Source organism: Tabrizicola sp. (assembly GCF_051645465.1).
GTDB lineage: Bacteria > Pseudomonadota > Alphaproteobacteria > Rhodobacterales > Rhodobacteraceae > Tabrizicola.
This window is the reverse complement of sequence record NZ_JBOFBI010000073.1, coordinates 1-13,008: the sequence shown is the minus strand read 5'-3', so window position 1 is coordinate 13,008 and position 13,008 is coordinate 1. Positions and strand designations below refer to the sequence as shown.

At 64.3% G+C, this 13,008-nt stretch carries 14 protein-coding genes; 2 read left to right on the top strand and 12 right to left on the bottom strand.

What is annotated here, in order from left to right:
* From ACRCSW_RS04245 to ACRCSW_RS04210, 8 genes are all read right to left on the bottom strand, one after another.
* The coding region (locus ACRCSW_RS04245; RefSeq protein ID WP_438702865.1) for a branched-chain amino acid ABC transporter permease at positions 1-694 on the bottom strand (694 nt) is incomplete at its 3' end.
* 5 nt (positions 695-699) lie between these two features.
* A complete protein-coding gene (locus ACRCSW_RS04240) occupies positions 700-1,401 on the bottom strand; it encodes an ABC transporter ATP-binding protein (RefSeq protein WP_438702863.1) in 702 nt (233 codons plus the stop codon).
* Complete coding sequence (locus ACRCSW_RS04235) at positions 1,394-2,116, bottom strand: ABC transporter ATP-binding protein (protein ID WP_438702861.1); 723 nt, start codon at positions 2,114-2,116, stop codon at positions 1,394-1,396. Before ACRCSW_RS04235 ends, ACRCSW_RS04240 begins: the two co-directional genes overlap by 8 nt.
* Positions 2,117-2,159: 43 nt before the next feature.
* Positions 2,160-3,431, bottom strand: coding sequence for an ABC transporter substrate-binding protein (locus ACRCSW_RS04230; protein WP_438702859.1), 1,272 nt, complete (start codon positions 3,429-3,431; stop codon positions 2,160-2,162).
* A gap of 21 nt (positions 3,432-3,452) precedes the next feature.
* Complete coding sequence (locus ACRCSW_RS04225) at positions 3,453-4,421, bottom strand: 3-hydroxyacyl-CoA dehydrogenase family protein (RefSeq protein ID WP_438702857.1); 969 nt, start codon at positions 4,419-4,421, stop codon at positions 3,453-3,455.
* A gap of 4 nt (positions 4,422-4,425) precedes the next feature.
* A complete protein-coding gene (locus ACRCSW_RS04220) occupies positions 4,426-5,208 on the bottom strand; it encodes an SDR family NAD(P)-dependent oxidoreductase (protein ID WP_438702856.1) in 783 nt (260 codons plus the stop codon).
* Positions 5,205-5,555, bottom strand: coding sequence for a cupin domain-containing protein (locus tag ACRCSW_RS04215; protein ID WP_438702854.1), 351 nt, complete (start codon positions 5,553-5,555; stop codon positions 5,205-5,207). Before ACRCSW_RS04215 ends, ACRCSW_RS04220 begins: the two co-directional genes overlap by 4 nt.
* Positions 5,555-6,391: a cyclase family protein gene (locus tag ACRCSW_RS04210; protein WP_438702853.1), complete on the bottom strand. Its 837-nt coding sequence runs from the start codon at positions 6,389-6,391 to the stop codon at positions 5,555-5,557. The genes ACRCSW_RS04215 and ACRCSW_RS04210 overlap by 1 nt, the downstream gene beginning before the upstream one ends.
* A 209-nt stretch (positions 6,392-6,600) precedes the next feature.
* Here ACRCSW_RS04210 and ACRCSW_RS04205 point away from each other — a divergent pair, with 209 nt between their 5' ends.
* Positions 6,601-7,350: an IclR family transcriptional regulator gene (locus tag ACRCSW_RS04205; RefSeq protein WP_438702851.1), complete on the top strand. Its 750-nt coding sequence runs from the start codon at positions 6,601-6,603 to the stop codon at positions 7,348-7,350.
* Between the two features lie 5 nt (positions 7,351-7,355).
* Here ACRCSW_RS04205 and ACRCSW_RS04200 read toward each other — a convergent pair whose 3' ends face one another.
* Genes ACRCSW_RS04200 through ACRCSW_RS04185 form a run of 4 tightly spaced genes read right to left on the bottom strand, consistent with a single transcriptional unit; the run spans position 7,356 to position 11,925 of the window.
* Positions 7,356-8,186, bottom strand: coding sequence for a 3-keto-5-aminohexanoate cleavage protein (locus ACRCSW_RS04200; RefSeq protein WP_438702849.1), 831 nt, complete (start codon positions 8,184-8,186; stop codon positions 7,356-7,358).
* Entirely contained in the window at positions 8,183-9,073 is an 891-nt protein-coding gene (locus ACRCSW_RS04195; RefSeq protein ID WP_438702847.1) for an intradiol ring-cleavage dioxygenase, read from the bottom strand. The genes ACRCSW_RS04200 and ACRCSW_RS04195 overlap by 4 nt, the downstream gene beginning before the upstream one ends.
* Positions 9,073-10,830, bottom strand: a complete 1,758-nt coding sequence (locus ACRCSW_RS04190) for an FAD-dependent oxidoreductase (RefSeq protein WP_438702846.1) — start codon at positions 10,828-10,830, stop codon at positions 9,073-9,075. The genes ACRCSW_RS04195 and ACRCSW_RS04190 overlap by 1 nt, the downstream gene beginning before the upstream one ends.
* Before the next feature lie 27 nt (positions 10,831-10,857).
* The gene (locus ACRCSW_RS04185; RefSeq protein ID WP_438702844.1) at positions 10,858-11,925 is read right to left on the bottom strand and encodes a maleylacetate reductase; all 1,068 of its coding nucleotides are present in this window, start codon (positions 11,923-11,925) and stop codon (positions 10,858-10,860) included.
* A gap of 90 nt (positions 11,926-12,015) precedes the next feature.
* On the opposite strand from ACRCSW_RS04185, the gene ACRCSW_RS04180 reads away from it, so the two are divergent.
* Positions 12,016-12,966: a LysR family transcriptional regulator gene (locus ACRCSW_RS04180; protein WP_438702842.1), complete on the top strand. Its 951-nt coding sequence runs from the start codon at positions 12,016-12,018 to the stop codon at positions 12,964-12,966.
* The last annotated feature ends 42 nt before the right edge of the window (positions 12,967-13,008 follow it).

Genomic DNA, 13,008 nt, shown 5'->3' with positions numbered 1-13,008 from the left:
TGATCACCGCCTCGAAGCCGAAGATCAGCCGCCCGGGGCCCATGAACGGATCGAAATTCGACCGGATCGCCAGAAAAACCCCGGCGATGGCAACGACGCCCAGGCACAGAGCCATGGCGCAGGCAAAGATGTGGCGTTTCTCGAGGCCCATCAGTTGCGCGATTTCCGCGTCGTCAGAGGTGGCGCGGAACGCGCGGCCAAGCGCTGTCCGATAGAAAAGGAACTGCAGACCAGCGATCACCGCGACCGCGGTGACAAACATCAGGAGCGGTAGATAACCGATTGAAATCGAACCCCCAAGCTGAAAGCTTGCGGTTTCCAGAGCGCCTGCATTCAGCTTGCGGCTGTCAGCGGTGAACACCTCCAGCAGCCCGTTCTGCAGGATTACCGAGAGGCCGAACGTCACCAGAAGCGGGGGCAGCAGGTCCTTGCCAAGCGTGCGGTTCAGGATCAGCCGCTGCAGCGCATAGCCGAACACGGCCAGCAACGGCACCACAACGACCAGGGACAGCAGGGGATGCAGACCGGTGGCCTGGACCACCACCATCGCGACATAGGCCGCCAGCACGATAAGGTCGCCATGGGCGATGTTGACCAGCCGCATGACGCCGAAGATCAGGGAAAGACCGGCAGCGAAGAGGGCGTAAAGCCCTCCAACCAGAATGCCTTGCACGATGATGTTCAGATATTCCATGAAGGTCAGGTTCCAAAATACGCAGCTGAAATCGCGTCGCGGCCATGATCACCTGGCGCACCGGCCAGCGCGACCTGCCCTTCGGCGAGGCAGGTAAACGACACGCAGGCCCCCAGCGCGCGGGTCACGTCCTGCTCGACCAGTATGGCCGACATGCCCTGCCCGGTAATGCGCGGAAGTTGGGTGTAGATGTCCTTGATGACGATCGGCGCGAGGCCGAGGCTCAGCTCGTCGAGCAGGATCAGGTCGGGGTTCGACATCAGCGCCCGCCCGATCGACACCATCTGCTGCTGCCCACCCGACAGCGACGTGGACGGCGCGTGGCGCTTTTCCTGCAGGATGGGGAAGAGGTCGTAGACCGTGCGGAGCGACCACGGCCCGGGACGGCGCACCTGACCGCCGAGGATCAGGTTTTCCTCGACCGAGAGGCTGGGGAAGAGCCTGCGCCCCTCGGGCACCAGCGCCACGCCCTGCGCCACGATCCGGTTCGGCGTTTGGCCCAGAAGCTCTGCGCCGCGCCAGCGGATCGACCCCTGACGGGCAGTGACCAGACCGCAGATGGATTTGAGCAGGGTCGACTTCCCAGCCCCGTTGGCCCCGATCAGCGCCAGAACCTCGCCCTGCCGCAGGCGCAAGGACACGCCATGCAGGGCCTGAAAGTCGCCATAGAAGGCATGAAGGTCATCGACTTCGAGAAGGTCAGACATGATCTGCCCCCATATAGACTGACTTGACCTCGGGACTGGCCAGCACGGCCTCGGGCGTGTCGTCGGCGATCTTGCGGCCGAAGTTTACAACGACCAGCCGCTTCGCCACTGACAGAAGCGCATGCACGACATGCTCGATCCAGACGATCGTCACGCCGGACGCGTGGACGTCGCGCACTGCCGACAGAAGCGACTGACATTCACGTTCCGTCAGGCCGCCCGCGATTTCGTCCAGGAGCAGCAGTTCGGGGTCCGTCGCCAGTGCCCGCGCGAGTTCCAGGCGCTTGCGCTCCAGCAAAGTCAGCGAGCCCGCAAGACTGTTGGCCTTGGGTTTCAGGCCTGTCAGCTCCAGGACTGTCGCCGCCCGCGCCTCGGGTCCGACCGCATGGGCATGGCGTCCGAACGTCGCGCCAACCAGCACGTTTTCAAAGACGGTCATGCCGGAAAACGGATGCGGGATCTGGAAACTGCGTGAGATGCCCTGCCGACAGCGTGCCGAGACATCGAGGCCGGTAATGTCCTGCCCGCGAAAGAGGACGTGCCCCGCATTGGGTTGCACGGTCCCTGCGATAAGGTTGAAGAGCGTCGTCTTGCCCGCCCCGTTGGGACCAAGGATGCCGAGGATTTCACCCGGTTCCACCTCAAGCGACAGGTCTTCGGTGACGACCAGCGCCCCGTAACGTTTCGAGAGGTTTTCCAGCGCGAGGAGGGTCATGGGGTATGGGCCGGGAGGCTGGACGCCGCCCGGCCCTCTCCTGTCAGCCAAGCAGAGTCAGATCGCCGGTGACCGGGATATCGGGGTTCTGCTTGTTGTTGACGATGACGAGTTCCAGCTTGCCGTCGCGACGCTTCCACTGGCCGCCGACCATCGGGGTCTTGGTGATGTTCTTCATCGGGCCATTGGCCCAGTTGATCGGACCGACCATCGTGTTGAGGTTGGTCGACTTGATCGCCTCCATGATCGACGCCGTATCCGACAGGTCGGTCGCGCGTTTCACCACGTCGAGGCCGACCTCGAAGATCGCATGCGAAAAGCCGAGGGTCGCCGTCCAGGGCTTGCCGCTTTCGGCGACATAAGCGTCGCCCAGCTGGCGCGCGGTCATGCCCGTCAGGCTGGACGAGAAGGGATAGTCCGGCGTCCACCAGATCTCGGTCGTCAGGCCGTCGCCGCGATCGGCGAGTGCGTCGACCGAGGATGGGAAGAGCAGCGCCTTGCCGATGGTCACGACCTTCGGGTTGAAGCCTTGCTGGGCGGCCTGGCTCCAGAACGTCGCAAAATCCGGCGGGATCATCACGCCGGTCACGATCTCGCACCCCGCGGCCTTGAAGGCTGCGATCTGGCTGGAAAAGTCATTGTTCATGGGCTGATAGCGGCCGGGGTCGATCAGTTCGTACCCGGCTGCCGCCAGCGGCCCCGGCAGACCAAGCTGCGGATCGCCCCAGGCGTTGCCGTCCGCGTCATTTGGAAACAGCGCCCCGACCTTCTTCGCGACACCTGACTGGTCCCAGATCGCGGTGAAGTTCGCGATGATGTCCTCAAGGCCCCAGAAGAAGTGGTAGGTGTAGTTGAAGCCCACCTCCGGGTTGCCGCCGCGGCCGAAGAAGTAAGGCTGCCACGGGCAGTTGGTGGAAATGCAGGGGATTTCGTTCAACTCGCACTGGTCCGCAACGGGGTTCGTCGTATCGGGCGTCGCATGGGTCAGCATCAGGTTGATGCCGTCCGAGAGGATAAGCTCGGACGCGACCTCTGCCGCGCGGTTGGGGTTGGACTGGCTGTCCTTGGCGATGATCTCGATCGTGACCGGCGCGCCGTTGTTGGTGATCCCGGCAAGCGTGTCCTTGAGGCCCGCGATGATCCAGTCCTGCGCCTCGCCAAAGCCCGCAAGCGGGCCGGTCGTGGGCGCGACAAGGCCGATCTTGAACACGCCGTCCTGCGCCAGAGCGGGGCGCGCCCGCATCAGGGCGGGGGCCGCCAGCATCACGCTTCCGGTCTTGATGAACTTGCGGCGGCTGAAAGTGGTTCTGTGCATGTCGTCCTCCCTGACGATTTTTCAGTGTGTGGTCGCGGGGTTTGCCCCGCCTTTATTCAAACGCGGCTCCGGCCCCAGCATATCCTGCAAAGCCATGAGATGCCTGGCGACGCGCGCCCTGAGCGCGGTCTTTTCCGCATCGGTCCAGGCGTGGAAGCCCTGCCCCGACTTGAAGCCGAGCTTGCCCTCCGCAACGAGCGCCCGCAGATAGGGCGATGGCGTGTGACTGTCCTCGATGTCGGCCAGCACGTTGTCATGGATGTCGAGCGTCAGGTCCGTGCCGACCATGTCGGCGTTCTCCAGGGGGCCCAGCACTGCAAGGCGGCGGCCAAAGCTGGCCTTGACCACGGTATCGACGGCCGCGGCGTCGCAGATGCCGCGCTCGACCAGACTGATCGCCTCGCGCCAAAGCGCGTGCTGCAGGCGGTTGCCGATGAAGCCCGGCACATCGCGTTCGACCCGTACCGGCGTCTTTCCCGCTTCATCGAGCAGAGCCATGGTCGCGTCGATCGCGGCGTCATCGGTCCATTCCGTCCGGATCACCTCGACGAGCGGCACGATGTGGGGCGGGTTCCACCAGTGCGTGCCGAGCGCCCGGTTGCGCAAACGTAGGCCGCCCATGATCTGGGTGATCGGCATCACGGAGGTGTTGGAGGCGAGGATGCTGGTGTCAGGCGCATGCGCCTCGACCTCGGCAAAGATCGCCTGCTTGAGGGCCATCTTCTCGGGTGCAGCCTCGATGACCACTTCGGCGCGGTGCACAGCATCGCCTACCGTCTCGCAGATTTCGATCCGTTTCAATGTCTTGGCGATGTCTGCAGGCCCTTGACCCAAGAGTTGCAGGCTGTCGGCGATGCGGGCAGCGACGCTTGCCCGGGCCTCGGGCACGGGATCGGTGATCGTGACATGATGCCCCGCCCGCGCCATGCAAAGCGCGATGCCGTGGCCCATCAGCCCCGCCCCGATCACCGCTATCTGCCGGTTTTTCATTGGATCATCCTGCCGTGTAGCCGCCGTCGGCGTAAAGGATGTGGCCGGTGTAGAAATCCGAGGCCTTCGAGACGAGAAACAGAAGCGGCCCCGCCAGGTCTTCCGGCTCGCCCAGCCGGCCTTTGGGGACGCGGGCAAGAAAGCCCTTGCGGACCGCCTCGGCCTCTGGGGTGTCGGCGAACATCCAGGCGGTCAGGGGGCTGCGAAAGACCGTGGGGGCGATGGCGTTCACGGTAATTCCGGTAGGGCCAAGTTCGCAGCCAAGCGCCTTGGTGATGCCGTCCACGGCGGATTTCGACGCGCAATAGGCGGTATAGCCCGCCGGATGGCCGAGGAGGCCGCGTGCGGAAGAGACGAAGACGATTTTCCCCGACCCTTGCGCCTTCATCTGAACCGTCGCCGCCCGTGCCAGAAGCCAGCTTTGGGTCACATTGGCGTCCATCACGGCCGCAAAGGTCTCCGGCGCCATGTCTTCGATCTTGGCGACCTTGTTCATGCCGGAGGCGACCACCAGGATATCGAGCCGCCCGTAGGCCTGCTCCACCGACGCGACCATCGCCGCGCATGCCGCTTCGGTCTCGGGGCGGGCGTTGACCTCGGTGACATCGGCCCCAAGGGTCCGGCATTCTGCGGCGATCGCGGCCAGTTCCGTGGCCTTGCCCGCCGCCAGCACAAGGCGGCACCCTGCCCCGGCCAGCACCCGCGCCGCCACCATGCCGAATGCGCCGGACGCGCCCGTGATCAGGGCAACCTTGCCCGCGACATCAAAGAGGCCGACAGGGGTCATGCAGACACCTTTGGCGGATAGGGGATAACCACGACCATCTTGCAGACATGGTTGCTGCGATTGACGATTTCGCGCACTTCGCCGGGTGGAATAGTGCAGCTGTCCATCGGACCGAGCACCGTCTCTTGCCCGTCGACGAAGACGGTCATCTCGCCCTCGATCACCAGATAGACCTTCTCAAAAGGAGTCGCGTCGGGTCCGGCCCCGCCACCCGGCAGGAATTGGGAATAGCCCAGCCACTGGTTTGTAGGCCCGCCCTCCTCCCACCCCTGCAGGCGCAGACCGACGACGCCCCGGTGGTTCGGGGCCTCGTAGGGCTTGGCGTCGGCAAAGCGCTTGACCAGCATCAGAAACTGGCCCCCGCCTCGATCCGGTAGTTCTGTGATTTGTCGATCATCGCGACCAGCCGGATGATGCAGCCATCGCCGCGGTCCCAGTTCCAGGGAAAGAACGCAAAGGTGCAGCGCTTGCCGGTGACGGCATCCAGATCGCCTCCGACGTTCTCGATCCCGAGGATTCCGTTCTTGAACAGGATCTGGTGGACCGGCTCCCAATCGGGGAAATCCTTCTTCCAATCACCCCCGCCACTGTGGTCGCGCCATTCCTGTTCCAGATGCGGCAGGAGCGGACCGTTGCGCTGCGGACCGATAGCGGTCGCCAGGGGATGGTCATTGGCCTGCGTGTCATGGCCGACGACCTTGACGCCCTTCTTCACCATCCACTCACCCGCCGAGGGCACAAAACCGGGGCAGTAGGGGAAGTAGTCGCCGTCCTCATACTGGTGATGCCAGCCGGTGTTGATGATCAGTACATCACCCGGCCGGATCGCGTGACCGCAGGCCTTTTCGAGGTCCTCGCCGGTGATGAAATCCCATTTCTTCTTCGGCAGCGATACTACGATCCCGGTGCCGAAGAAATGCGGTAGGGGAACTTCGTCGATGAACGGCGTGCCTTGCACCACGTGGGCGGGCGCGTCGATGTGGGTCGTGGCGTGCATGGTCGTGGTGATGCGTTGGCTAAGCACGCCCGACTTGGCCATGTAGTGGATACGCTCGATCCTGACGTCCTGGAAATAGGGCCAATTCGGGTGCTGGAAGCCGAAACGGTGGGACAGGTTGTAGAACTCCAACCCCATTGGGTTGTCGAGGTTTCCCTGAAACTCGATGCCGCGCACTTTCACCATTGGCCCGTCCCCCGTTGCACCGCCAAAGCGGTGTCCAGCCGTTCAAATCCTGCAGAATGGTTCCTCCATCTGTACCGTAGGTTGATACACATGGCCCACATTGCGGTCAAACAATTTGTCCTGTAGGAGTCGTCTGTACCGCATCGCGGGTTGTGACGGCGAGGCGTTTCGCGCATCGGGTCCAAGTGTGACAGACAGGACGGCAGGCCATGGACGACAGCAACGGCGCTTCGCGCAGCGGCATACAGGTGATCGCACGGGCCGCCGCCGTGCTGCGGGCGCTGAAGGACGATCCCTCGGGCCTGAGCCTTGGGCAGATTGCGGAACGCGTGACCCTGCCCCGCTCGACCGTGCAGCGGATCGTCGCGGCTTTGCAGGAGGAACGGCTCGTCATTGCTCAGGCCATGGGGAACGGTGTCAGGCTTGGGCCGGAACTTCACGCGCTGGCCCGTGCTGCGCGGTATAACATCGTGGACCGGTGTCGCCCGTACCTGACGCGGATGCGCGACCAGCTGGGCGAGACGGTCGATCTTTCGGTGCTGCGTGGCGGGCAGATGATCTTTCTCGACCAGGTGCCCGGCAGCCACCGTCTGCGCACTGTATCCTCGGTGGGCGAACTGTTCCCGCTGACCACCACTGCCAACGGCCGCGCCTGCCTTGCGATGCTGCCCGAGCCAGAGGCCGAAGCAATGGCGCGGGCCGAATGGGGCCGCAAGGGTGGCGACTGGCCCGCGCTGAACGCCCGGCTTAGGCAAATCCGTGCCGCGGGACTGGCCGAGGACATCGACGATCACACGGACGGGATTTCCGCGCTGGGGATCGCCTTTGCCGATCTGGCGGGCGACCTGCATGCGATTTCGGTGCCGATCCCGTCGACCCGTTTCGCCGAACAACGAGAGGCAGTTGCCAAGGCCCTTCTGGCGTTGAAGCCCGAACTTGCCCGGGTGCTGGAGGGGTAGCATCCTCATGCCGCCCGCAGCCCCAGCATTTGGCGCGCCTCGGCACAAGTGGCAACGGGGCGATGGTGCCTTTCACATATCTCCACCGCCCGCCGGACCAATGCCGCGTTCGACGGCGCGAGCGTCTGCCGGTCCAGCCGGACATTGTCCTCCAGACCTGTGCGGGTGTGGCCGCCCTTGGCAATCGCCCACTCGTTAAGGGTCAGTTGTGCGGGCCCGATCCCCGCCGCGCACCAGAGCGCATCCGGCGCAAGCCGCTGCAAGGTCGCGATGTAGAAATCAAGGATCGGCTCATCCGCCGGCATGGCGTTCTTCACTCCCATCACGAACTGCACGTAAAGAGGGCCAGCCAGCCGACCGTCGCGCGCCATCGTCGCGGCCTGCACGATGTGCGACAGATCAAACGCTTCGACCTCTGGCTTGATGTCATGGGCCTGCATTTCTGCCGCCAGCCAATCGACCAGATCTGGCGGGTTTTCATAGACGCGGGTCGGAAAATTGTTCGACCCCACCGTCAGCGAGGCCATGTCGGGGCGCAGGGGCAGCATGCCGCCACGTTCGTGCCCCGCACCCGAACGCCCCCCGGTGGAGAACTGGATGATCATGCCCGGGCAGTGCTTGCGAATGCCCTCTTGCAGCGCTGCAAAGCGATCGGGATCCGACGTCGGCCGTCCCACGTCATCGCGCACATGGCAATGGACGATGGACGCCCCCGCCTCAAACGCCGCATGCGTGCTTTCCACCTGTTCGGCGATGCTGATCGGCACCGCCGGATTGTCCGCCTTGGTGGGCAGCGATCCGGTGATCGCGACACATATGATGCAAGGCGTCGTCATTTGGCCCGTGCCAGGGTGAAGTCCCAGTCGAGCGCCCAGTAGGGATTGGTGAAGCCCAGCCGAGCCGCCTCGGCCGCGTCGTCCACATGGCGGAAATCGCCGATCAGCGTTTCCTTCACCCCAAAGACCGCATCGGTTTCAAGATAGGGGCAATCGGGCGGAAAGACGTGAGTAATCACCTCCTCGAGGCCCGGCGCCTTGACCTTGAAATGGATGTGGGCCGCACGGTTCGGACCCCGGCCCATGGCGGCCAGCAACTGGCCAACCGGCCCATCGTCAGGAATGGGATAGAAGCGTGGCTTGACCGTGCGGAACCAGTAGCGGCCGTCAGCATCCGTGGTGAAGATACCGCGCAGGTTCATCTCGGGCTGGACGCCCTTTTGCTGCACGTCGTAGAACCCGTCCTCATTGGTCTGCCAGGCGTCGATGGTGGCCCCGGCAATGGGGTTGCCGTCCGTGTCTAGGACGCGTCCCCGCACGACCAAAGGCTCGCCCTTGCCATCTAGGCAGATATTCGTGCCATTGGGATAGTGCGGAGGGTTCTCGACATAGAACGGCCCGAGGATCGTGTTTTCCGTCGCCCCATCGCCATGGCTGTTGTTGATCGCATCGACCAGCATGGTGACACCAAGGGTATCGCTGAGCAGGATGTATTCCTGCCGCCAGTCGGTGCTCATATGCCCGGTCCGCGTCAGAAACTGGATCGCCGCGAGCCATTCCTTGTGGTTCGGGCGCACCTCTTTGACGAAGGCGTGGAGATGGGTGATCGCCGCTGTCATGACCTGCCGCAGGCGCGGGTCGATGTCCGTACCCATCCGGGCGATCACGACATCGGCTGAGGTTTCTTCCTCGAAATAAGGGTACTTCGTCCAAGTGCGCGTTGCCATCACGTCCTCCGCAGGATTGCGGTCAGGACCCGGCGCAGATCGGCGGCGGGGTCGGCGGACAGCGCTTCGGACCGCCAGGCGACATGATGGTCGGGGCGGACAAGGATGCAGCCCGCGTCCGCCACCTCCGATGCCCGCGCCCAGGCCCCGGTATGGTCAAGCCAGGCCCGGCGGGGACCGATCACATGGATGCGGAGGGACAGGCCGAGTTCCGCCCCGATGGCGTCGGCCGCTGCAACCCAAGGCTCTCCGCCAATGCCGGTGAAAAGGGTAAAGGCCCCGTGCCCGCACAAGTCCAGCGTGGAGTGCTTTCCACCGTGGGCATCGAACAGCCAGACATGCGGCAGCCGGGCGCCGGGCCATGTGGTGGGCTGGTAATGAAGCTCGGCGTCCAGTTCGAACGCGGGCTCCATCTGGCCGTCCGTCACCACGGCGCCGGACCGGTAGCGCTGGTTCATCTCGACACCATGGGCGTCGAATTCGTATTTCTTGAAGGCGATCGCCTCGCGCAGGGCGGCGCGCTGGGTGACGGCGGCTGCGCCTGTATCGCAGCGAGCATCCATGTTCGCCTTGATCTTTGCGTGGTCGGTGCCACCCGTCATGCCGAGCGCCTGAAAGATCGGGCCGAATTCGCCGATGGACTGGTTGGCGCGGGTAACGATCTGGCGGGCAATCGGCGCGCGTTCCGCGCTGTAGCTGTCTAGAAGCGCCGCGCCCGCCTGCCCCTTGACCACTGCGGCCAGCTTCCATGCAAGGTTGAACGCATCCTGGATCGAGGTGTTTGACCCAAGGCCGTTTGATGGAGGATGGCGGTGGGCAGCATCGCCCATGATGAAGACGCGCCCGTTCTGCATGTGGGTGGCAAACATGTTGTTGACCGTCCACGTGCTGGCCGAAATCAGCTCGATCTCCAACTCCGGATCGCCGACCAGCTGGCGCGCCACCTGGGTCGCCATCGAGGCATCGACCACCGGGGCGGGCTGGGCGATGTCGTAGCCCCAGACGATCAGCCATTCGGTCCAGGGCTTGACCATCCGCACCAGGCCCATCCCGATGCCGCCGACATCCGCGCCGGGCTGCATAACCCAATAAAGAACCGACGGACGATGCGCTACATACCGCGACAGGTCGGCACGGAAGAGGATGTTCATGCTGCCGCCGACGCCCATCTTGCCCTCGAACGGCAAGCCCGCGTGTTCGGCCACCAGCGAATTGCCGCCATCGGCCCCGACTAGGTACTTCGACCGGATCGTCAGGTCATGCCCCGTCAGGCGGTCGCGGCAGGTCGTGGCCACGCCGCCTTCGTCCTGCACATGGCTGACGTACTCGGTGGACATCCGCCCCTGTGCCCCGCGACTGCAGGCGGTCTTGTAAAGCAGCGGCTCCATCAGTGTCTGGGGCAGGTCGTTCATCTGCGTCGGCGACGACAGAAGGTGTTCGGCCTTCGACATCGGATGCGTGCCCCAGGAATTCATCCGCCCGATTTCCTCGCCCGCGAGGCTTTCGCAAAAGATGTTTTCGCCCATCAAGTGCTGGGGTGTCGCGAAAAGGTACGCCTCATCCTCGATTCCAAGGTCGCGCAGGACCTCCATCGTGCGCTGGTTGGTGATATGCGCGCGCGGCGTGTTGGCAAGCCACCGATAGCGGTTGATCACCATCACGTCGACGCCATAGCTCGCCAGCAGTGCGGCCGTCGCGGATCCGGCGGGCCCGGTGCCTATGACCAGAACGTCGGTGGTGATATCAGCGGTGGGCATGGGTCTCTCCTCCCAGAGATCGGTGTGTCAGATGGGCGCGTCGCCGGCCCAGGCGGCCTCCAGCAGCGCCCGGATGCCGGGGCGGGTCAGCGGTGCGGGGTTCCAGTAGGGATTCTGCAGGGCGATATCGGTTGCGCGGTCCAGGTCGGCCTTGGTCAGCCCAAGATCGCGAAGCGCAAGGGGGGCGCCCAGGCTTCGGGCGAAATCATGAAGGCCCTTCCCTGGTGGGGCGGCCAGCATCGCTGCCAGCGGAGACAACTCGGTCGCGGCAGCGGTGGCGTTGTAGCCGATGGTATGGGGTAGCAGGATCGCGTGAGTTTCGGCATGCGGGAGATCAAAGCTGCCACCCAGCACATGCGCAAGCTTGTGGTGAAGCGCCATGCCGACCTGGCCCAGCACCGTGCCGCAGAGCCACGCGCCATATAGGGTCTGCGACCGAGCGGTCAGGTCGGAGGGATTGGCGAGCACGGCAGGAAGGCCATCGACCATCGCCTGCAAGCCCTGTACGGCCAGGGCCGACGACAGCGGGTTGCGGTCGCGCGCGTAAAGCGCTTCGACGGCGTGGGCCATGGCGTTAAGTCCGGATGCCACAGTCAGCGGGACCGGAAGCGTTGCCACCAGCGAGGGGTCATAGATGATGACCTCAGGTTGGACCCGGGGGTCGGTGATGGTGGTTTTCCGGCCCCCCTCGGTCTGGCCAAGGATCGCGGTCGCCTCGGAGCCCGCGTAGGTAGTGGGCACCACGATCTGCGGCAGATCGGTCCGCAAGGCCAGCGCCTTGCCAAGGCCGGTCGTCGACCCGCCGCCCACAGCGACCAGACAGTCCGCCCCGAGGGCACGGAGATGGGCGAGTGCGCTTTCGGTCACCTCCGTCGGTGTGTGCATGCGTGCATCGGTGAAAACCCCTGCCGCATCGTCGCCCAGAGCCTGCGCAAAGCTCTCGGCCATGTCGGCCTGCGTATGAGTTGTGAGGACCAGCGCGCGATGACAGCCAAGGCGGGCGACCTCGTCTTTGATGACCGCCAGCGCGGCATCGCCGAACCGCACCCGGACCGGCGCGATTGTGACGGCGAACTTAGGTTGAAAGGCGGGCATGCGTGGATCGCTCATAGATTCAAATACCAGCCTAGCGGCCAAACAAGCGAAACTTGATGCAAATTTGGTGCCACTATATACCACAGTGTTATGAAACTTGACCCCCGCCAACTGGAAGTGCTTGCCGCCATTGTCGATCATGGCGGGCTGACCGAGGCCGCTGCGGCGCTTGGCAAGTCGCAACCAAGCCTGTCGCGAAGCGTCTCGACGCTGGAGCAGCGCGTGGGTGCGGCCCTGTTCCTGCCGGGGAAACGCCCGTTGCAGCCGACCGAGCTTTGTCTGCGTCTTGCGGAAGAGGGGCGCCGGATCGGTCTGGCCAACGCCGCCGCCTCGCAGACCGTGCAAAGCTACCGCGCGGGCAGATCGGGGGCCGTGCGGGTGGGCGGCACGCCGATCTTCATGGACGGCGTCATCTCTTCCATGCTGGCGGGGTTTCAGTCGAGCAATCCCGGGATCCGGATCGACCAGACTTATGGTTATGCCGTTGATCTGGCCGAGCGGGTGCAAAGTGGCGCCCTTGACCTGGCTGTTTGCCCCATCCGCACCGAGATGGTGCCGCCGGGCCTGCAGTTCGACAGCATCCTGCGCGGCCGCAACGTGATTGCGTGCCGCGAAGGCCATCCCTTGCTGCAGGCCCGTGGCCTGACGGAAAGCGACCTGAAGCGCTTTCCATGGATTTCACCGCCCGAAGACAGCCCGCTGTTCCAGGACATGCGGCTGATGCTGGAAAAACTGGGCAACGCAGACTTTCGCGTGAGCTTTTCGGGCGGCGGCTTGTCTGCTGTCCTTAGCGTGCTGACCGGGTCGGACGCGCTGACGATCCTGCCGTACGCTGTGGTTTTTGGCCTGCGCAAGCGCTATGGCATCGGACTTTTGTCGATAAAGGTCGATCATCCGGACCGCGATCTGGGGCTGTTGTATCTGCCAGGCCCCGGGCGGACGCCGGCCACCTTGCGTTTGCGCAACTACGTTGCCTCCCAGTTTCAGAACCTGGCCGCGACCATACAGCATCACGAGAAGCAGATGTTATGGCGGCGATGAAGGGGCGAGCTGGCCACAGCCGGTGACGCCCTCGGGATAATC

Coding starts and splice junctions, on each gene's coding strand:
- ACRCSW_RS04240 (WP_438702863.1), bottom strand. CDS start 1,401: ATGTCTGACCTTCTCGAAGTCGATGACCTTCATGCCTTCTATGGCGAC.
- ACRCSW_RS04235 (WP_438702861.1), bottom strand. CDS start 2,116: ATGACCCTCCTCGCGCTGGAAAACCTCTCGAAACGTTACGGGGCGCTG.
- ACRCSW_RS04230 (WP_438702859.1), bottom strand. CDS start 3,431: ATGCACAGAACCACTTTCAGCCGCCGCAAGTTCATCAAGACCGGAAGC.
- ACRCSW_RS04225 (WP_438702857.1), bottom strand. CDS start 4,421: ATGAAAAACCGGCAGATAGCGGTGATCGGGGCGGGGCTGATGGGCCAC.
- ACRCSW_RS04220 (WP_438702856.1), bottom strand. CDS start 5,208: ATGACCCCTGTCGGCCTCTTTGATGTCGCGGGCAAGGTTGCCCTGATC.
- ACRCSW_RS04215 (WP_438702854.1), bottom strand. CDS start 5,555: ATGCTGGTCAAGCGCTTTGCCGACGCCAAGCCCTACGAGGCCCCGAAC.
- ACRCSW_RS04210 (WP_438702853.1), bottom strand. CDS start 6,391: ATGGTGAAAGTGCGCGGCATCGAGTTTCAGGGAAACCTCGACAACCCA.
- ACRCSW_RS04205 (WP_438702851.1), top strand. CDS start 6,601: ATGGACGACAGCAACGGCGCTTCGCGCAGCGGCATACAGGTGATCGCA.
- ACRCSW_RS04200 (WP_438702849.1), bottom strand. CDS start 8,186: ATGACGACGCCTTGCATCATATGTGTCGCGATCACCGGATCGCTGCCC.
- ACRCSW_RS04195 (WP_438702847.1), bottom strand. CDS start 9,073: ATGGCAACGCGCACTTGGACGAAGTACCCTTATTTCGAGGAAGAAACC.
- ACRCSW_RS04190 (WP_438702846.1), bottom strand. CDS start 10,830: ATGCCCACCGCTGATATCACCACCGACGTTCTGGTCATAGGCACCGGG.
- ACRCSW_RS04185 (WP_438702844.1), bottom strand. CDS start 11,925: ATGCCCGCCTTTCAACCTAAGTTCGCCGTCACAATCGCGCCGGTCCGG.
- ACRCSW_RS04180 (WP_438702842.1), top strand. CDS start 12,016: ATGAAACTTGACCCCCGCCAACTGGAAGTGCTTGCCGCCATTGTCGAT.